General features: G+C 41.6%; 20 protein-coding genes. 19 read left to right on the top strand and 1 reads right to left on the bottom strand.

Features of this window, described 5'->3' with window-relative positions; genetic code table 11:
• Nucleotides 1-158: 158 nt before the first annotated feature.
• From DW152_RS03510 to DW152_RS03485, 6 genes are all read left to right on the top strand, one after another.
• A complete protein-coding gene (locus DW152_RS03510; protein ID WP_117536931.1) occupies nt 159-1,091 on the top strand; it encodes an AEC family transporter in 933 nt (310 codons plus the stop codon).
• 208 nt (nt 1,092-1,299) lie between these two features.
• On the top strand, nt 1,300-2,280 hold the full coding sequence (locus DW152_RS03505) for a (Fe-S)-binding protein (RefSeq protein ID WP_117536930.1): 981 nt from the start codon (nt 1,300-1,302) through the stop codon (nt 2,278-2,280).
• Between the two features lie 45 nt (nt 2,281-2,325).
• On the top strand, nt 2,326-3,033 hold the full coding sequence (locus tag DW152_RS03500) for a TVP38/TMEM64 family protein (protein WP_118287967.1): 708 nt from the start codon (nt 2,326-2,328) through the stop codon (nt 3,031-3,033).
• Nucleotides 3,005-3,181: a DUF3641 domain-containing protein gene (locus DW152_RS03495; RefSeq protein ID WP_117536929.1), complete on the top strand. Its 177-nt coding sequence runs from the start codon at nt 3,005-3,007 to the stop codon at nt 3,179-3,181. Before DW152_RS03500 ends, DW152_RS03495 begins: the two co-directional genes overlap by 29 nt.
• Before the next feature lie 19 nt (nt 3,182-3,200).
• Entirely contained in the window at nt 3,201-3,647 is a 447-nt protein-coding gene (locus DW152_RS03490; protein WP_021861207.1) for a C-GCAxxG-C-C family protein, read from the top strand.
• Between the two features lie 13 nt (nt 3,648-3,660).
• Nucleotides 3,661-4,599, top strand: a complete 939-nt coding sequence (locus DW152_RS03485) for a sulfurtransferase (RefSeq protein ID WP_021861206.1) — start codon at nt 3,661-3,663, stop codon at nt 4,597-4,599.
• Nucleotides 4,600-4,855: 256 nt separating this feature from the next.
• Here the strand turns inward: DW152_RS03485 and DW152_RS03480 are convergent, their stop codons facing one another.
• On the bottom strand, nt 4,856-5,575 hold the full coding sequence (locus DW152_RS03480) for a zinc-ribbon domain-containing protein (RefSeq protein ID WP_117536928.1): 720 nt from the start codon (nt 5,573-5,575) through the stop codon (nt 4,856-4,858).
• A gap of 239 nt (nt 5,576-5,814) precedes the next feature.
• Between DW152_RS03480 and DW152_RS03475 the strand changes: the two genes are divergently transcribed.
• From DW152_RS03475 to DW152_RS03415, 13 genes are all read left to right on the top strand, one after another.
• On the top strand, nt 5,815-6,414 hold the full coding sequence (locus tag DW152_RS03475; RefSeq protein ID WP_021861204.1) for a DUF4234 domain-containing protein: 600 nt from the start codon (nt 5,815-5,817) through the stop codon (nt 6,412-6,414).
• 73 nt (nt 6,415-6,487) lie between these two features.
• A complete protein-coding gene (locus DW152_RS03470) occupies nt 6,488-7,165 on the top strand; it encodes a double zinc ribbon domain-containing protein (protein WP_118287966.1) in 678 nt (225 codons plus the stop codon).
• Nucleotides 7,166-7,204: 39 nt separating this feature from the next.
• Nucleotides 7,205-8,308: a YARHG domain-containing protein gene (locus tag DW152_RS03465; RefSeq protein ID WP_021861202.1), complete on the top strand. Its 1,104-nt coding sequence runs from the start codon at nt 7,205-7,207 to the stop codon at nt 8,306-8,308.
• A 192-nt stretch (nt 8,309-8,500) separates the two neighbouring features.
• A complete protein-coding gene (locus DW152_RS03460) occupies nt 8,501-9,409 on the top strand; it encodes a substrate-binding domain-containing protein (protein ID WP_021861201.1) in 909 nt (302 codons plus the stop codon).
• Nucleotide 9,410: 1 nt separating this feature from the next.
• Entirely contained in the window at nt 9,411-10,286 is an 876-nt protein-coding gene (gene pstC / locus DW152_RS03455) for a phosphate ABC transporter permease subunit PstC (RefSeq protein ID WP_021861200.1), read from the top strand.
• Nucleotides 10,279-11,142 carry a phosphate ABC transporter permease PstA gene (gene pstA, locus DW152_RS03450; RefSeq protein WP_117536926.1) on the top strand — a complete coding sequence of 288 codons (864 nt, stop codon included), beginning with the start codon at nt 10,279-10,281 and terminating at the stop codon, nt 11,140-11,142. The genes pstC and pstA overlap by 8 nt, the downstream gene beginning before the upstream one ends.
• 37 nt (nt 11,143-11,179) lie before the next feature.
• Nucleotides 11,180-11,929 carry a phosphate ABC transporter ATP-binding protein PstB gene (gene pstB, locus DW152_RS03445; protein WP_117536925.1) on the top strand — a complete coding sequence of 250 codons (750 nt, stop codon included), beginning with the start codon at nt 11,180-11,182 and terminating at the stop codon, nt 11,927-11,929.
• Between the two features lie 3 nt (nt 11,930-11,932).
• A complete protein-coding gene (phoU, locus tag DW152_RS03440) occupies nt 11,933-12,586 on the top strand; it encodes a phosphate signaling complex protein PhoU (RefSeq protein WP_021861197.1) in 654 nt (217 codons plus the stop codon).
• A 25-nt stretch (nt 12,587-12,611) separates the two neighbouring features.
• The gene (locus tag DW152_RS03435) at nt 12,612-13,286 is read left to right on the top strand and encodes a response regulator transcription factor (RefSeq protein ID WP_021861196.1); all 675 of its coding nucleotides are present in this window, start codon (nt 12,612-12,614) and stop codon (nt 13,284-13,286) included.
• A 14-nt stretch (nt 13,287-13,300) separates the two neighbouring features.
• Complete coding sequence (locus DW152_RS03430; protein WP_021861195.1) at nt 13,301-14,641, top strand: sensor histidine kinase; 1,341 nt, start codon at nt 13,301-13,303, stop codon at nt 14,639-14,641.
• A gap of 126 nt (nt 14,642-14,767) precedes the next feature.
• Entirely contained in the window at nt 14,768-15,727 is a 960-nt protein-coding gene (locus DW152_RS03425; protein ID WP_117536924.1) for a glycosyltransferase family 2 protein, read from the top strand.
• Nucleotides 15,714-18,458, top strand: coding sequence for a YfhO family protein (locus DW152_RS03420; protein ID WP_118287965.1), 2,745 nt, complete (start codon nt 15,714-15,716; stop codon nt 18,456-18,458). The genes DW152_RS03425 and DW152_RS03420 overlap by 14 nt, the downstream gene beginning before the upstream one ends.
• A gap of 44 nt (nt 18,459-18,502) precedes the next feature.
• The gene (locus tag DW152_RS03415) at nt 18,503-19,240 is read left to right on the top strand and encodes a peptidylprolyl isomerase (protein WP_118287964.1); all 738 of its coding nucleotides are present in this window, start codon (nt 18,503-18,505) and stop codon (nt 19,238-19,240) included.
• Nucleotides 19,241-19,251: the final 11 nt, after the last annotated feature.

The following is a 19,251-nucleotide window of genomic DNA, read 5'->3' as shown; positions in this document are numbered from 1 at the left end:
TGAGGTTCATAACGGATAAAATGCCCAACATTTTTATCATATCACAAAACTTGCTTTCTACGCCAGAAAATATTATATTAGTGCCAGACGCTTTTTTTAATTAAGATATAAAAACAAATCATTATATAACCATGTTCGACAGCAAAAGGAGAGACAATATGGAAATCAGTATTTTATTAATGAAACAGATTGCAGAACTATTTCTGATGATCCTGATGGGTTACCTGGTAGTGAAAGCCGGTATTGTAACGGCGGAGGATAGTAAAGTGCTATCTAAAATTGTATTGTATCTGGTAATTCCGTGTGTGATCATTCATGCGTTCCAGGTAACCTATACGAAAAATACGGTAAAGGAATTAGAACTTGCATTTGCGGCATCGGTCTTATTGCAGATCATTTTGCTGATCGCAGTATGGGCAATTGCCAAAGCTTTGAAAATGGATGAAGTAGAATTGGCATCGGTATATTATTCAAATTCAGGAAATCTGATCGTACCGCTGGTAACATTTATCCTGGGTGAAAAATGGGTGCTCTGCGGCTGTGTTTTTATGAGCGTGCAGCTAGTGTTTATGTGGACACATGGGAAAAAGATTATCAGCAGAGAAGAGGGAATGGATTGGAGAAAGATCGTATTTAATATCAATATGATCGCAGTTGTACTGGGAATTATTTTATTCTTTTTACAGATTAAACTTCCGGAAATCGTGGATGGAACAATGAGTGCGGTTGGTGTTATGATCGGACCGGCGAGCATGATCGTTACAGGAATGTTACTTGCCCAGATGAGCTTGCAACAAGTGTTTGCGAATAGACGGATTTATTTTGTGACAGCATTAAGACTTGTGGTTGTACCGATGATATCCTTACTCCTATTAAAATTCAGTCATCTGATCAGCTGGCATTCGGATGGAAAGAAGATATTGCTTGTTGTATTTCTGGCGGTGATCACACCTTCTGCATCAACGGTAACGCAGATGTGTCAAGTGTATGGAAATGATTCAAATTATGCAAGTGCAATTAATGTGATGACAACATTGTTATCCATTCTGACAATGCCGCTAATGGTATATGCATTTGAAGTTTTGATGTAAAATACGGTTTGTAAAAGACATATTTATTTGTCTGTATGATTAATTTGTATCAATAAGTGGAAAACCAAGTAAAACAGAGCGTTTCGGTGGGTTTAATACATATAGACACAACCTATATTTACAATGATATATTCACAATATCAATTATACGAAATACAGATTTGATGATACAATGAGCGAGAGTAAATAGAAAAGAGAGGATAATAACATGTGTCAGAATGAGAGAGTAAAAGATGCAGACAAATGCATCCACTGTCATGTCTGTCAGGAGAATTGTTCCTTTTTGAAAAAGTATGGTCTTGATATAGGTGATACCGAAAAGCTTAATAAGCTTGCGTATCACTGCTTTTTATGTGGCAAATGTTCAGAAGTCTGTCCGGTGGGGATTGACGGACAGGGAATCATTATGGATATGCGCAGAGCCAGCGTTGCATCTGACGAAGGCGCGCGGGTGAACAAAGAGTACAAGCGGACCATTTTTGAAAAAAAGGAATATTCATATCGCAATTATAGGCATGTGACAGAGAAGAGTGTGTTATTTCCGGGATGCAATTTCCCGTCTGTATATCCGAAGACAACAAAAGTTCTGGTGGAACTGTTTGAAAAAGAAGCCGGGATCGGTGTGGTCTATGACTGCTGTGGAAAACCAATCGCAGATATAGGAATGGAAGACGAAGAGGAACGTATTATGCAGGGAATTCAGAAGCGCATGGATGATGCAGGGGTGACAGAGGTCATTACGATGTGTCCGAACTGTTATGCGTTTCTGAAGCCAAGACTTACGATCCGTGTAGTGAACATTTATCAGAAATTAAAGGAACTGCATCTGGGTGAGAAGTGTCTGCCCGGCGGTACGATGTTTCGTCCATGCCCTGACAGAGAAAAGGGAGAATGGCTCACAGACATTGAGGCGTTTTCAGACGCAGAATTTCAGACATTGGAGGATATCCAGTGCTGTGGCCTTGGCGGCCAGGGATGCGCCAAAGAACCGGAGATAGCAAAAAGCTTTGCTGAGACAGTGAAGAAGTATCCGCAGACGATTTATACATATTGCGGCTCCTGTGCAGGCAATCTGACCAGAAACGGCTGTAAGCAGGTACGTCACGTCCTGCCGGAGATTCTGGGAACAAAAGAAAAACCGGATACGATCAAATCCCTGATCAATCGTATGCGGACAAAGTATCTATAGAAACAAGAGAGAACAAAAGGAAACAAAGAAAAAGGAGAACAAGAGGTGGAAACAAAAAAACGAAACAAATGGCTCAGTAAGATTATAGTAATCGTGTTGATTGTAGGATGTGTGGCAGTTTATTTCTGCGTACCGAGTGTAAATAAGCTGATGAATCGTATTTTTGCAGCATTTGCAAGCGGCGACTTTACCGTTGTCAAAGAATTCGTTGCATCTTACGGTGCATATGCAGCAGCTGTGTCTTTTGCATTGATGATCTTACAGTCTGTAGCAGCCCCGCTTCCGGCATTCCTGATCACATTTGCGAACGCAAACTTATTCGGATGGTGGCAGGGAGCGATTCTTTCCTGGTCAAGTGCGATGGCAGGAGCAGTGCTTTGCTTCTATATCGCAAGAATTCTGGGAAGAGATGTAGCTGAGAAGCTTACAAGCAAAGCAGGACTTCAGCAGATCGATGTCTTCTTTGAGAGACATGGAAATTTAAGTATCCTGATCGCAAGACTTCTGCCGTTTATTTCATTTGATTATGTAAGTTATGCAGCAGGTCTTACATCTATGTCTTTCTGTGGATTTTTCGTAGCTACAGGAATCGGACAGCTTCCGGCAACCATCGTTTACTCTTATGTGGGTGGTATGCTGACCGGAGGAGCAAAACTGCTCGTAACAGGACTTCTGATCTTATTTGCTTTATCAGGTCTTATCGTTCTGTTCAAACAGTTATATAATGAAAAACAGAAAAAGAAAACAAAATAATTTTATAATATCAAAGGTTTATGACTGTGATTTTAATCAGGCGATCGATCTGCCGATCGGATCGAAAGCAACGATTATGGACCTGGTAGGGACTCCGTATAAAAAGCGTAAGATTCTGTTTGACAAACATTGTTATGCAGGAAAATAGAAATAAAGGAGACAAGAATATGAACCAGAAGGCAAATGAAATTAAAGACAACTTTATAAAAGGATATGACTGTTCACAGGTAGTGTTCCGTCATTTTGCAGAGCGGTTTGACTTAAGTGAAGACGAAGCAAACCGTATTGCTGCCTGTTTTGGAGGTGGCATGATGTTAGGATCTGTCTGTGGTGCTTATACCGGAGCGCTGATGGCGATCGGTATGAAGTATGGACACACAAAAGAAGAAGGACTGATGGACCAGAAGAATGTCATGATCGGAAAATACATGGAGTTTAAGAATCGTTTTGAACAGGAATATGGTTCTGTAAACTGCAAAGAGATCATCGGTTATGATGTGTCTACACCGGAAGGACTTCAAGGGGCATTAGACAGCGGAAAGATGACAGAGTTCTGTCCGTGTCTTGCAGAAAAGGTGATCCAGATCACAGAAGAAATATTAAACGAAGATTAAGAGGAGAAATGGTATGAAGAAGTTTATCAGATGTATGGGTGTCGGACTGCTGGCTATGATGCTTGTAGTTGGATGCGGAAGCAAAGCAAAAGGAGTATCGGACGACGATTTGGTTTCCAAGGATTCTTTTAAAGGAGAATACCTGATAACCGCAAAAGAAGCGAAGAAACTGATGGGCGATGACAATGTAATTTTTCTTGACTGCCGTGGCGAGAAATATTCTAATAAAGAGACGATCAAGGGTGCAGCAGCTACAAGCTGGCAGGCACTTGGAACATGCGAAGACAAATATGGCAAGCAGGGCGATGAGAACTGGGGAAAAGTTCCACAGCCTGCAGAGTTATCTAAAAAACTCAGCAACCTCGGCCTTGATCCGAACAAGGAAATCGTTCTCTTAGGTGAGACACTTGGAGGATGGGGAGAAGATGCCCGTGTTCTCTGGGAGCTGCGCGTAGCAGGTTACACAAACCTTAAGATGGTTGACGGTGGATACGAAGCGCTGGTAAATGCCGGAGCTGAGACACAGAAAGGACCTTCCAAGTTAGACAAAGTAGATGTGAAGATCGACAAACTTGACATGACACATGACATGGAAACAGAAGAACTTCAGAAGAACTACAAAGATTACAAGATCGTTGATGTTCGTACAGATGAAGAGTATGAAGGTGCTAAGAAATATAACGAAGCAAAAGGCGGACATCTTCCGGGAGCAATCCATATTCGGTATACAGATCTTTTCCGTGAAGACGGAACATTAAGATCACAGGCTGACATTGATAAGATGTTAAAAGATGCGGGCATTTCCAAAGATGACAAGATCGTAACTTATTGCACAGGCGGTATTCGTTCCGCATATATGCAGCTTGTACTTGAAATGGCAGGATGCAAGAATACATGGAACTATGACCAGTCATTCTGGAGATGGGCTGTAGTCGGAGATGTTGAAAAATAGGAATTAACAAATTATCAGTGATTGAAAGATGATAATTCAAGAGCAATCACATCCGTTTTAAGAGAGTCGGTTATGCGACTGAATAAAAATAGGGTGTGGTTGCTCTTTTTATCTTATTACGTGTTTTGTGCAAAAGTATATGGCGTAAATAAAAAGCCAGCAAATCAGCTGGCTTTGATAAAATATATAGCATGTAATATAGTGTATTACCTTATAGTGGGTCAGATAATATTTACATTTATATCCGTCCGTCGATTTATTGTAAAACATTCAGTTTCACATTCTTCTTACGAAGGAAGATACTTGCGACTGCGCCTAGTACCATCAGAATAATTCCGACAGTCAGAAGCATTCGTCCGATTCCATAATGAACCATAGAAGAAAACTGCTGTAATTTATCGGCGGCATCTTTGTATTCCATAAGAAGGAAGAAAACACCGACACATGATCCGATCAGGCTGATAATATCAATACGGAAGAAGTTAATAACCGCCACTGCCAGGATCACTGCAAGAAATAATTTTCCGTCATTAGTGTCAAAAAGAGTGACTGTCTGGGAAAAACCAAGAATAGATACCGTGGCAAATGTCATAAACATGGATATAAATGCAAGGAAGCATCCAATCCAGGTGACAATATTTCCAATTGTAAAATTTCTGCGTACTTTTGGTGCAGGAGCTGTTGTCATATCAGAGGCGGTATAATTCATTGAACCTGCTACAGAAGATTTTGTGTGGTCTATTGTCTGTGTCGGATGTGTGCGGTTATGCGATGCTGTTTTTGCAGTCTGCTGAGTTCGATGTTCGTGGTTATGTGGTGTAGGATGCGCAGCCTCATTGTGTGGTGTCTGCTTGTGTGACGCTGTAGCTTCGAAATGCTGCTGTGTATGCTGAGCTTTAGCAGAAACAGGGGTTCCGCAGTCAGGGCAGAATTTTGCACCATCTGTTAGCTGCTTTCCACAATGTTTACAAAACATAATAATTCTCCTTTGTGTTCGTTAAGTTTTAGCTTAGTTTAGCATTGATAGCATAAAAATGCAATTTCCCTTTTAAAATTTACGGAGATTCTTCATAATGCTAATATTTACAATGATATTTTACTATGATAAAATTTACATGATACCAGAGCAGCACGGAACAATCCGTGGGTATCATAGGTATCGATAGAGCCTGCATATCCGCAGGAACTATACAGGAATGAGGAGGAAGAAAAATAGTGTTTTGTACGAAATGTGGGGCGAAACTGCCCGATAACGCAAAGTTTTGTCCGAAGTGTGGCAATCCATGCACAATAAAAAAGCAGTTTTCTGAGCAGGTGAATCAGACTTTCCGGTCAACCGAACGGAAAATGGAAAGTGAGATACACAATGTAAAACAGAGCTTTAGCAGTAATAATCAGATGCCGGCAGGAAGAAAAGAGAGACTGCAGGATGACAGAAGTCTTGCCATATACATACTGCTGTCGATCGTTACCTGCGGAATCTACAGTTATTATTTCATATATAAAATGGCGCATGATGTGAACATTGCATGTGAAGGCGATGGAGAGATGACGTCCGGTCTGGCTGCATTTATTATATTGTCATTCCTGACCTGTGGAATTTATTCATTCTACTGGTCTTATAAAATAGGAAACAGGCTTTGCACCAATGCACCGCGCTACGGAATGACATTTCCAGAGAACGGAACAACTGTATTAGTGTGGGATCTGATCGGAATTTTATTATGTGGTTTGGGACCGTTTGTTGCAATGCACATCCTGATCAAGAACAGTAACCGGATTTGCAATGCATATAACAGACAGAACAATTTATAACAGATGAGAGACATTTAGGGCTGTTATATGCTTTGCGAAAGCAAATCTTGAAAAGATATAGGGAGGACGATATATGGCGATGCTGGATAAAATGAAAGACTCGATCAATGCCGCTGGTCAGGGAATATCAACAAAGATAAAAGATGGACTGGAGAGTGAGCGGATTTCTGCGAAAATCAGAGATGACGAGAAGATGATAGAGAAACTCATATATCAGGTTGGTGTGCAGTGTGTGAAACGGCACGCAGAGGAAGCGGGAACCGAATATGAAGAATTATTTGCTGAGATCCGTAGATTGCGTGCACAGATTGAGAAAGAAAAAGAAGAACTGCGTCTGGCCACAGAAGTAAAACCATGTCCACAGTGTGGATATGGCAATAAGATAAGTTCCAAATTCTGTGTAAAATGTGGCTCTTCATTGACGGTAAAAGAGAATCTGGAAGCCTCAAATATAAAAGAAAAATATTGTACAAACTGCGGTTTCAAAAATGATGGTGACGCTCTGTTCTGCATTAACTGTGGAAATAAACTGGAAGAAGAGAGCCGACAGACAATGCCGGAGCCAGAGCCAGAAAATATAAGGATGCCGGAGCCGGAGTCAGAAATGCTGGCAGAAGCAATATCGGAGAATGTGCCGGAATTAAAAGCAGAGTCTGAATCTGAGCCGGAAGTACTGGCAGATATTGAAGAAGCTCTGGAAGAGACAGCGCAGGAGATTACGGAAGAAGAAAAAATAAAAGAAGAAAATTAAGAATAATAAGGAAAGAAAAAGTACGGAGGAAGAAGTAAGATGGGAGAGAGAGCAAGATTTTGTCCTAACTGCGGCCGGCCGATAGAGCCGGGTGCAATGTTCTGTGCACATTGTGGACACAAAACAGAAACCGAAGAGGCACCGGCTGTACATGAAACACCAGATGCAAATGAGGAATTTGCAACCGAGTGGCCGGACGAGCAGGAAGAAAGAGTACAGAAGAATGAGCCGAAAGGATCAAAAAATCTGGTTATTATACTTGGCATTGTATGTGCTGTTATGGCGGTGGTGATTATCGCACTCGTTGTATTTGGACTTGGAAGGTCCCCAAAAGAGACAAAACCAGAGACAAAAACGGAAACAACAGAGCAGAAAGAGCCGGAAAAAAAGGAAGTAAAAGATTCCAATGAGCCAAATGATTCTATAAATCAGGCGATTACACTGGAAGAAGGAAAACCAGTGACCGGCTATATCGATTCCAAAGATGATGTGGACTACTTTGTGATTTCGACACAAAAAGAAGGTACTGCGGAAGTGAAGTTCAGTTATACACCATCCAATGACCAGGGTGGACTTGGCTGGAAAGTAAATTATCCGGATAAAGGAACAACTAAGACAGAACTGTGCATGCTTGGAGAAGGAACGAAAACATTGAAGTTTGAACTTCAGAAAGGTGATAACTATATTTTTGTTACCGGTGATACCGAAGCTTCTAAGAAAATCGAAGACGTAGTGACAGAAACACCGTATTATATTACGGCTGAGAGTATCAAAGTAAAACAGACAGCAAAGAAAAAGACGAATAACAATGCAAATAACCGTGGCGATACAAGTAAGATCATTGTTATCAATCCATATGATAATCAGAGACACTATATCAGTTCCAGCGGTTATGTAATTCCGTACAGTTCGGATTATCTGCTTGATTATTCAGATATCAGCGGGCTTTCCAGTGCGGAACTCAGACTTGCAAGAAATGAAATCTATGCAAGAGAAGGCCGTCTGTTTGATGATCAGTCATTGCAGGTATATTTTGATTCACAGGCATGGTATAACGGATACATTGCTCCGAAAGATTTTAAAGATTCTTATTTAAGTCCGATAGAAAAGAAGAATGTAGATTTCATCAAGAAATATGAATAAGAAGAGCATAGTATTTATTAAGGAATATAAATAAAAAGAACAAACAAGAAACGCGGCAGGCGAAAATCTGTCGCGTTTCTTATTTTACATAGTTTTTACAATCCTGCGATTTTGGATTTTACAATCGACCTGTATGATACATAACTGTAAAGAACATATTGCAAAATATCCAAATCAAAGGAGACAAAGAAAATGAAATTGAAAAAGTTTATTACAGTAGTAGCAATGACAGCAATGGTCGGAACACTTGCAGTAGGATGTGGAAAATCCGACAGTAAAGATAACGGCAGTGATAAGAAGAGCGAGTCAAGTTGGGATTCATCAAACGATATCACAATCTTATCCAGAGAAGATGGCTCAGGAACGAGAGGAGCATTCATTGAACTGTTCGGCATTGAAGAAGAGAAAAACGGTGAGAAAGTGGATATGACAACAGATGAAGCACAGATCACAAACAGCACATCTGTTATGATGACAACAGTAGCAGGCGATGATTATTCTATCGGTTATGTATCACTCGGATCTCTGGATGACAGCGTAAAAGCACTGAAGATTGACGGAGCTGAGGCAACAGCAGAGAATATCAAAGCAGGAAAATATAAAGTATCCAGACCATTCAACATCGCAGTAAAGAAAGATATGAAAAATGAAGTTGCAAAAGATTTCATCAATTATGTGATGAGTGAAGAAGGACAGAAAATCGTATCTGATAACGGATATATTCCGGTAGACGGAGCAAAACCTTACTCTGGAAAAGAAGTTTCCGGTAAAGTAGTTGTCGGTGGATCTTCTTCTGTATCACCGGTTATGGAAAAACTGATCGAAGGTTACAAAGCAGTAAACAGCAAAGCAAATGTAGAACTTCAGACAACAGATTCTACAACAGGTATGACTTCAACAATCGATGGAAGCTATGATATCGGAATGGCATCCCGTGAACTGAAAGATGATGAAGCCGCTAAATTACAGAACACAGTCATCGCAACAGATGGTATCGCAGTCATCGTAAACAAGAACAACACAACAGATGAACTGTCAGCAGATCAGGTAAAGACCATTTACACTGGCGATGCAACCACATGGGATGAGGTAGTAAAATAATATGAAAAGAAAAGCATTGACTGAAATAGTCATGCAGGTAATCTTCTTTGTTGCCGCCTGTGCTTCGGTGCTGGCGGTAGCACTCATTTGTATCTTTTTGTTTGCAAATGGTATACCTGCAATGAAGGAAATCGGATTTGTAAAATTCCTGACGGGAACGCTCTGGCGTCCGAAAAACGAGATCTTTGGTATTTTCCCGATGATCGTAGGAAGCTTATATGTTACAGCAGGAGCGATCATTATCGGTGTCCCGATTGGAATATTAACAGCAGTATTTATGGCGTACTATTGCCCGGAAAGAATCTATAAACCTTTAAAAGCAGCAACGGAACTTCTTGCCGGAATTCCTTCTGTTATTTACGGATTCTTCGGACTGGTTGTAATTGTACCGTTAGTCAGAGAGTTTGGCCGGACTATGGGATTTCATGGAAATGGAAACAGTATTCTGACTGCGTCTATTTTACTTGGAATGATGATCTTGCCAACTATTATCGGACTTACAGAGTCTTCGCTTAGAGCAGTCCCGGAACAGTATTATGAAGGGGCAGTGGCACTTGGAGCTACTCACGAACGCTCTATTTTCAGAGTTGTCATCCCGGCAGCAAAATCTGGAGTGATCGCAGCACTGGTTCTTGGAATCGGCCGTGCAATCGGAGAAACGATGGCAGTTATCATGGTTGCAGGAAACCAGGCAAGAATGCCGGAAGGCATTTTCCGCGGTGTACGTACACTGACAGCCAATATCGTAATTGAGATGGGATATGCAGCAGGACTGCACAGAGAAGCGCTGATCGCAACAGGCGTTGTGTTGTTCGTATTTATTCTGATATTGAATTTCAGCGTAGCACTTTTGAAGAGGAGGAGTGAACATGAGTAGACAGGGAGGTTCTGTAAAAGAAAAACTGAAAAGCTACAAACGGACACCAGGCTCTTTCATCGTAATGCTTTTAGTTTTGCTTGCAGCAATTATTACATTTGCAGCGTTACTTTTTCTGATTGCCTATATTCTGGTCAATGGAGTACCGTATCTGAAACCGTCACTGTTTTCATTTACCTATACTTCTGACAATGCATCACTTATGCCGGCGCTTATCAACACATTGATCATGACAGCGTTATCACTTCTGATCGCAGTTCCGCTTGGTATATTTTCGGCAATCTACCTTGTGGAATATGCAAAACGTGGAAATAAATTCGTAGAGATCATCAGACTGACGACGGAGACGTTACAGGGAATCCCGTCTATCGTATATGGCCTGTTTGGTATGTTGTTCTTCGTAACATTCTGCCACTGGGGATTCTCCATTCTCGCAGGAGCATTTACATTGTCAATTATGGTATTGCCACTGATTATGCGTAGTACAGAGGAAGCATTGAAATCTGTGCCGGATTCTTACAGAGAAGGAAGTTTTGGACTGGGAGCCGGAAAACTTAGAACGGTATTTCGGATTGTTCTTCCGTCGGCAGTGCCTGGAATCCTTGCAGGTGTAATCCTTGCGGTCGGACGTATCGTCGGAGAAACAGCGGCACTTATCTATACTGCAGGAACACTGGCAAAGATGCCAAAGAATGTAATGAGTTCCGGACGAACACTGGCAGTTCATATGTATAATCTGGCAAGTGAAGGACTTTATATGGATCAGGCATATGCAACTGCTGTTATTCTGCTTGTCCTTGTAGTTGTCATTAACACACTGTCAGGAATTGCAGCGAAGAAACTTACAAAATCGTAAGAACAGACAGATTTAGGAAAATGAAAGAGGAACAGTCATGAGTAAAATTAGTATTAGTAATATGAATCTTTATTATGGCGATTTCCATGCGTTAAAAGATGTGAATCTGGAAATTGAGCCAAATAAAATCACAGCATTTATCGGACCGTCCGGCTGTGGTAAATCAACACTTTTAAAATCTATCAATCGGATGAATGATCTGGTAGAAGGCTGCCGGATCGAAGGCGATTTAAGACTGGACGGTAAAGATATTTATAAAGATATTGATGTAAACCTGCTTCGTAAACGTGTTGGTATGGTATTCCAGAAACCGAATCCGTTTCCGATGAGTATCTATGACAACATCGCATTCGGACCGCGAACACATGGAATCCATTCCAAAACAAAACTGGATGATATTGTGGAAAAATCGCTCCGCAGTGCGGCCATTTGGGATGAATGTAAAGACCGTCTGAAAAAGAGTGCGCTTGGAATGTCCGGTGGACAGCAGCAGAGACTCTGTATTGCCCGCGCGCTGGCAGTACAGCCGGAAGTACTTCTGATGGATGAGCCGACATCCGCACTGGATCCGATTTCAACATCGAAGATCGAAGACCTTGCGATGGAACTGAAAAAAGATTATACTATTGTCATGGTAACACACAATATGCAGCAGGCTGTGCGTGTATCAGATAATACTGCCTTTTTCCTGTTAGGAGAAGTGATTGAATACAATGAAACAGAGAAATTGTTCTCGATTCCATCAGATAAGAGAACAGAAGATTATATTACAGGGAGGTTTGGTTAAGATATGCGTAATAAGTTTGATATGCAGTTGGATTTATTAAATGAGCAGCTCACACATATGGGTGAATTATGTGAAGTTGCAATCAACAGAGGAACAGAGGCACTGAAAAAAGGAGATTTAAAACAGGCAGCAGAAGTCATTCGTGCGGATGAAGAGATTGATCAGATGGAAAAAGATATTGAGAGACTGTGCCTGAAACTTCTTTTGCAGCAACAGCCGGTGGCAAGAGATTTAAGGCAGATTTCTGCGGCTCTTAAGATGATCACCGACATGGAACGAATCGGTGACCAGGCATCAGATATTGCGGAAATCATTATTTCTGAGAATAAGTCAGAAGCAACAGATATCCAGACGATCGGTCAGATGTCAGAATCCGTTGCAAAGATGGTGCGTGACAGTGTGAATGCCTATGTAGAAAAAGATCTGGAGCTTTCCAGACAGGTAATGGAAGCGGATGATGCAGTGGATCGTCTGTTTGAGGAAAATAAGCAGGAGCTGATCAATTTTATTTCTGATAATAAAGGTGTGCAAGGCAAGAAGGCAATCGATCTTATCATGGTTGCTAAATATCTGGAACGAATCGGCGATCATGCGACAAATATTGCAGAGTGGGTAGAATTTTCAATTACCGGAATCCATAAGGACAGCCAGGTATAACCCCACGGAAAACGAGGAGAAGACGATGATATTTTGTGTGGAAGATGACAGCAACATTCGGGAATTAGTAGTATATACGCTGGAGACAACAGGATTTCAGGCAAGAGGTTTTGAAGAGGGAAAAAGCTTTCTTGAAGCGCTTGCACTGGAGACACCGGATCTGATATTAATGGACATTATGCTTCCGGGAGAGGACGGTATTTCGCTGTTAAAACGCTTGAAAAACTCTTCCAAAACAAGAGATATACCGGTAATTATGGTCACTGCGAAAGGTGCAGAGTACGACAAAGTAAAAGGGTTGGATCTTGGAGCAGATGATTATGTGACGAAACCATTTGGCATGATGGAGCTGGTATCCCGTATCAAGGCAGTGCTGAGAAGAAGTGGTGCGGCAAAGAAGAAAGCAGAAGATATCATTGTGTCCGGTAGTCTGGAGATTAATACGAAGAAGCACGAAGTGAAAGCGGACGGTGAAGTGGTCGGCCTGACGCTGAAAGAATACGAGCTTCTGAAGAGACTGATGGAGAACCCGAATATTGTTATGACAAGAGATTCTCTGCTGGAAGAGATCTGGGGATATGATTTTGACGGTGAGACGAGAACGGTAGATGTACATATCCGGACATTAAGACAGAAACTGGGAAAGTGTGGCGAACGTGTAGAGACCGTTCGCGGAGTTGGATACCGGATTAGTGAATAGGAGTCAGAGATACTATGAAGTTAAAGAACAAGATACAAAATAGTATGACACTGGTAGTTATGACAACGCTGTTAATCGCGTATGTCATAACTACTTTTGTTGTTTACAGACAGACATTACATCTGATGGAAAATGAGATCCATCAGGAAGCGGATTATATTAAAACGGCAATCGAGAAGACAGGAGAATCCTATTTAAAAGAAATGGATGATGTGCGCCGGACGACAAGAGTAACGTTGATCGCAAGAGATGGGACCGTATTATATGATTCCGGTGAAAATGCGATTGAACGGGAGAATCACAAGAACCGGCCGGAGATAAAAGCGGCGGAAAAAAGCGGTACCGGTCAGGATATCAGAGAATCCAAAACCATGCAGAAAGAAATGTTTTATTATGCAGTGCGCCTGTCCGACGGCAGTGTCTTACGTGTATCTAAATCCATGGACAGTGTATTCCGTACAGCAATGAATATTCTGCCGTTCACGGGATTGATTGCTTTCTGTATGATTGTATTTGCCTATTTTCTGTCGCGCTGGCAGGTAGGAAGACTGATCCATCCAATTAACACGCTGGATCTGGAGACTCCGCTGGATAATGAGATATATGAAGAACTGACACCTCTTTTACAGAGGATTGATCAGCAGAACAAACAGAAAGACCTGGTTGCACAGATGAGAAAAGAATTTTCGGCGAATGTTTCCCATGAGTTAAAGACTCCTTTGACTTCGATTTCCGGTTATGCGGAGATCATGAAGGACGGACTGGTGCGCCCGGAAGACATGAAAGGATTTTCAGAAAGAATTTACCATGAGGCAAAGAGGCTTATCACGCTGGTAGAAGATATCATCAAACTTTCCAGACTGGATGAAGGTGTAGTTGAACTGGAGAAAAAAGAAGTAGATCTCTATGATCTTACAAGAGAGATTTGCAGCCGCCTTGCATCCAATGCTTCTGCAAGACATGTGCATGTAGAGATGACCGGAGAACCGGTTATGTTCAGAGGCGTGCGTCAGGTGCTGGATGAGATGCTTTATAATATTATAGAAAATGCAATCAAATATAATAAAGAAAATGGTTCTGTCAGCGTCTGGGTAGGAACGACGTTACAGGGCAAGAAAGTCATTGTGCAGGATACGGGTATCGGGATTCCGAAGGATGAAGTGGAGCGGATCTTTGAGCGCTTTTACCGTGTAGATAAGAGTCATTCCAAAGAAACCGGCGGAACCGGACTCGGACTTTCCATTGTTAAACATGGTGCACTCATGCATGATATTAAGATCCATGTGGACAGTGAAGTTGGAAAAGGAACGCGCATGGAACTTACATTTGCAGATAAAAAAGAAAGTGCTCAGTAATTATTTAGGAAATCTTAAGAGAATGATAAATAAGTTCTTAAGATTTAATGTGTATGCTTCTGTATGAAATGGAAATAGCTTAAGTAACAAAGAGCTGGAAATTAAAATATACAGGAGGTTGCACCTATGAATAAAATATCGATTATTGTACCGTGTTATAACGAAGATGCGGCTCTTCCGATTTATTATAAAGAAATGTGCAAGATTATGGCTCAGATGAAAGAAGAGGAATTTGAGCTGATCTTTGTAGATGACGGATCTACAGATCATACGCTGGCAGAGATGAAAATACTGCATGAGAAGGATGAACGGTGTCAGTATTTTTCTTTTTCAAGAAATTTCGGAAAAGAAGCGGCAATCTATGCAGGACTTAAAAATGCCACGGGAGAGTATGCGGCAATTATGGATGTGGATCTGCAGGATCCGCCGTCACTGCTGCCAAAGATGTATGAGATTTTACAGACAGAAGATTATGACAGTGTGGCAACGAGGCGTTCTACAAGAAGTGGAGAGCCGAAGATCCGTTCCTTTCTATCTGAAAGCTTTTACAAATTTATTAACCGTATTTCCAAAACAGAGATTGTAAACGGTGCCAGAGACTACCGTCTGATGAAAAGAAATATGGTAGATGCCGTGCTGAAAATGAGCGAATATAACCGGTTTTCCAAGGGAATTTTCGGCTGGGTAGGTTTTCGTACAAAATGGCTGGAATATGAAAATATTGAGCGCTCCGCAGGAGAGACGAAGTGGTCCATGAAGAAATTATTTTTCTATTCCCTGGAAGGAATTACAGGATTTTCCGTAGCTCCATTGTCACTTGCTTCCGTGATCGGTGTAATCTTCTGCGTGGTATCCTTTTTGATGATCATTCTGATCGTTGTGCGGACATGCATCTGGGGAGATCCGGTTTCTGGCTGGCCATCGCTGGCATGTATTATCTTCCTTGTCAGTGGTGTGCAGCTTCTGTGTACCGGAATTGTTGGAGAATATCTGTCCAAGACTTATCTGGAGACAAAGCGCAGACCGATTTTTATCCTGAAAGATTCAAGCGAACCGGATAAGGGGTTAAAGCATGGTACAGTCTAAAGAATATTTAAAAATATGGAAAAACAGGCAGCAGTGGAAACAACTGCTGCCGTATATTTTACTGGCATTATTAAGTGTGGGGGCATGCTGGTTTTTTGCCGGAAGATACGGAATCTTTGGCGCAAAAGTAGACTGGATCAGCCAGCACAGTGTCATACCGGAACTGTTCCGTCAGCAGTTTTACGATACCGGGAATTTCTTTCCGGATTTTACACTGCAGGCAGGCGGCGGGCAGAATATTTATAATTTTGCTTACTATGGTCTGTACAGTCCGGCAATCCTTCTGTCATATCTGTTTCCGTTTGTAAGCATGAGTGATTACATTATGGCAGTCAGTGTGGGAAGTCTCGCACTTTCTGTAATGCTTTTACATTACTGGCTGAGCCGCAGAGGGTTTAACCGGAAAATCTGTTTTGGAGTCAGCCTGCTTTTTCTGTTAGCAGGGCCGATGATCGTGCAGTCTTACAGCCAGATCATGTTTGTAAATTACATGCCGTGGCTGTTACTGTCCTTTCTTGGCGCAGATCGCTATCTGGACTTTGTAAAAATCATCCGGGAAGAGGCAAAGCTGCATCCGGTGCGGGAAGGTGTCAGAGCACATACTATTTTAATCATTGGTGTCTGGGGGATGATTCTTACCAGCTTTTATTTCAGTATCGGGGGGATGCTGGCGCTCGCAGTATACGGACTGTGCCGATATATAAAGATGGAAGAAAAAGCAGAAGGCGTGGCAAAAGTGACAGTCTGGAGAGATTTCATAAAAGCGGCAGCAGGGTATGTTTTTTCGATGGGAATCTCCGTTTTGTTAAGCGGAATACTGCTTGTGCCGACTGCGTATTCGCTCATGCAGGGGAATCATATTCAGTCCGGCTATACATGGAAAGATCTGTTATTTCCCAAAATGCCGGTAAAAGAGCTGTTCTATCAGTCATATGGTGTCGGACTTACTACACTCCTTCTTACGGTATTGCTTACCGGGCTGTTTTACCGGAAATGGCAGGAACGGCTGTTAAGCCAGATCAGTCTGGTTCTTCTGGTGATTCCGGCATTTGCATGGATTTTGAATGGCGGCTTATATATCCGCGGAAAAGTATGGATTCCATTTCTGCCATTATTCTGCTATATGATTGCCATATACATAAAGAAACAGACAGAGAAACAGGTAAATGTAAAGATAAGTGCCGCAGTATATCTGGTGACATTGCTTTTTGTCTGGCATACAGATACAAAATATAGTTTTATATTGCTGGCAGAAGGTATTGCATTGCTGGTGTTTTATCTTGCATTCTGTTATTTGGCTGTCTGCCGGAAAAAGAAAGGGCAGGAGCTGTGGCTGCTCGTTCCGTCCGTCTGTTTTCTGGCTGTATTTTTAACTGTCTGTATGCCAAATAAAATCCGTGTTCTGGAACCGGAATTTTATAAAACAGTAACGAACCGTTCATACAGCCGATTAGAACAGAAAATAGAAAAGAAGATGACAAAAGCGGTGAAAAAAGCAAATGGCGATTCTGGAATGTATCGCATTGAAGAGGTCGGAAATTCCAGATTCAAGGCGGCAGATTTAAACCGTATCCGTGGGAGAAAGCAGTATCTGTCATCCATTTATTCTTCAGCGTACAGTACAGAGTATCAGAATTTCAGAAAAGATACTTTCGGAGTGGAACAGCCATTCCGCAATCTGATGATGCAGTCAGTGTCGGAGAATCCTGAGTTCCGTTCCCTGATGGGTGTGCGTTATATTCTTTCAGAGAAAAATGTACCGGGATACCGGAAGATCATGCAGGATGGGAAAGTGGCAGTTTATGAAAATAAAGAGGTACTCCCGATGGCATATGTAACAGATCAGACGATTTCAGACAGTGAATATGACAGCCTTAAGTATCCATATAATCAGACGGTATTTGAGAAAGCTGTCGTTGTGCAGGGTAAGGAAGCACAGGCTGTACAAAGTATAAAATCAGAAGGCAGTAAAGACAGACAAATACACAATGTGACTGCGCAGAGTGTAAAAGCAGGAACGAAAGAAGTTCAGAATGTGACAACTGGAGATAAGAAAAAAGACGATATAGAGAAGCTTAATATATCTGGCAGCTTCTGGAAGATCCGCACCAGAAAGCAGACGCAGAAGGAGATAACTTTTGGACGGAAAGCAAAAGAGGGAGAAGTTCTTTACGTCCGCTTCCAGGTGAAGAATCACCGCTGCGGTAAAGATGTCGCTGTGTGGCTTAACGGTGTGCGCAATAAACTGACGGCAAAGACGCATATTTATTATAATGGAAATACAATGTTCACATATGCCGTTGCGCTGAACAAAGGAGAAGAAAAAGCGAAACTTCTGCTGGACAGCGGAGATTATGATGTGAAAAATGTAGAAGCATATATGGGACAGACAGAGCAGACATTTTCTTATCATACATTCCAGACGGACTGGAAACGTACAAAGGGTAACCGGATCGAAGGAACAGTAAAAGGAATGGCGGATGGATATTTTGTTACGTCTGTTCCATATGATAAAGGCTTTACTGTTAAAGTAGACGGTCATACTGTGAAGACAGAGAAGGTAAACAAAGCGTTTTTAGGATTTCGCATTGGAGCAGGAACGCATCGTGTAAAAATAACGTATCACTCACCCGGAAAACGGGCAGGCATGCTTGTTTCGTTTGTCGGAATTTTCCTTTTTGCCGGGTGGATGGCTTTAATTTCTTTACAAATAAAAAGGATATCGGTATAATACCCTTACGTGGTCAGAAGACCTGGAAAAAAGGAGAATAAATCATGAGTGAAAACGTATTAGCCGTAGTGGCAGGAAAAAAACTTACAGAAGCACAGTTTGAAGCGTATTTAAAGAGCGTTCCGAGAGAGCAGCAGATGTATGCACAGAATCCACAGTACAGAGAACAGTACAAAGAGCAGTTTATCGATCTGTATCTGTTTGCACAGCTTGGAAAAGATGAGAAGATGGATGAAACTGACGAGTTCAAAGAGATCATGGAAGGAGCAAGAAGAGACATTCTGGCACAGCTTTCCATGAGAGATATGTTAAAAGATATTACAGTAACAGAAGAAGAGCAGAAGGCTTTCTATGAGGAAAATAAAGCACAGTTTGGCAAAGGTGCAACAGTAAGCGCAAAACATATCCTGACAGATTCTGAAGAAAAATGCCAGACAATCTTAAAGAATATCGAAGCAGGTGAAAAGACATTTGAGGATGCAGCAAGAGAGTTTTCTACCTGCCCATCCGGAGCAAAAGGCGGAGACCTTGGCGAATTTGGCAAAGGTCAGATGGTAAAAGAATTTGAAGATGCAGCATTTGATGCAGAGATCGGCAAGGTGGTCGGACCGGTAAAGACACAGTTCGGATATCACCTGATCAAAGTTGAGAAGAAAAATGAGCCAAAGACAGCAGAATTCGAAGAAGTAAAAGGTCAGATTTATCAGCAGTTATTAGGCAAAAAACAGAACGATGCTTATGAAGCGAAAGTAAAAGAATTAAAAGATAAATATTTAAAATAGTTTTTACGTTT

Origin of the sequence: Dorea sp. AM13-35 (genome assembly GCF_003473885.1) — a bacterium.
Lineage (GTDB): Bacteria > Bacillota > Clostridia > Lachnospirales > Lachnospiraceae > Dorea_D > Dorea_D hominis.
Note: the sequence above shows the minus strand (reverse complement) of the source record. Positions and strands in the feature narration are given on the sequence as shown.